Origin of the sequence: Pseudoxanthomonas kaohsiungensis, from assembly GCF_010211765.1 — a bacterium.
GTDB lineage: Bacteria > Pseudomonadota > Gammaproteobacteria > Xanthomonadales > Xanthomonadaceae > Pseudoxanthomonas > Pseudoxanthomonas kaohsiungensis.
Window position 1 is genome coordinate 1 of sequence record NZ_PDWO01000064.1, and the last position, 570, is coordinate 570.

At 58.9% G+C, this 570-nt stretch carries 1 protein-coding gene; it reads left to right on the forward strand.

Features of this window, described 5'->3' with window-relative positions; genetic code table 11:
• Window positions 1-570, forward strand: a 570-nt coding sequence (locus tag CSC66_RS17305) for an outer membrane protein transport protein (protein WP_202935698.1), incomplete at both ends; no start/stop codon positions are given.

The window sequence follows — 570 nt, forward strand, 5'->3', positions numbered from 1 at the left end:
TTCCGGTTTCGCGTGATGGCAATGCCATCAACATCAACCCGGCGGGCATGACGCAGATCAAGGGGACGCGCTACGACGGCTCGCTCGTGCCGTTCTGGGCCTTCAACTACAAGCACGCGGACGAGGTGAACGACGAGGCGTCGATGGATTCGCCGCTCGGCATTCTCGCCAATCAGTCGTACGTCACGCAGGCGTATCACCCCGATCTTCGTTTCGGTGTCGGCGTCTTCGTCTCCGGCGGCACCGGCGTGGGGTACAAGGATCTCAACACCATCTACGGAACGCGTGACGAGTACTCGGCGGTGCTCGGCGTCACCAAGCTCGCGAGCGCGGTGGCGTGGCAGGCCAACGACAAGCTCAGCCTGGGGCTGGGGCTGAACCTGACGTATTCGTCGACGCGCCAGAAGCTGTTTCCCAATACCTCGTTCGATGGACCAAAAAAAAATGAAGGCAACAGTCCAACCGAAGTCCGCAAGCCCTACGACGTCAGCGACAGCAGCTCTGCCTCTTATACACATAACCTAGACAACTCATCAGACGCTCAACACTCAGTACCGCACCTCTATTCTA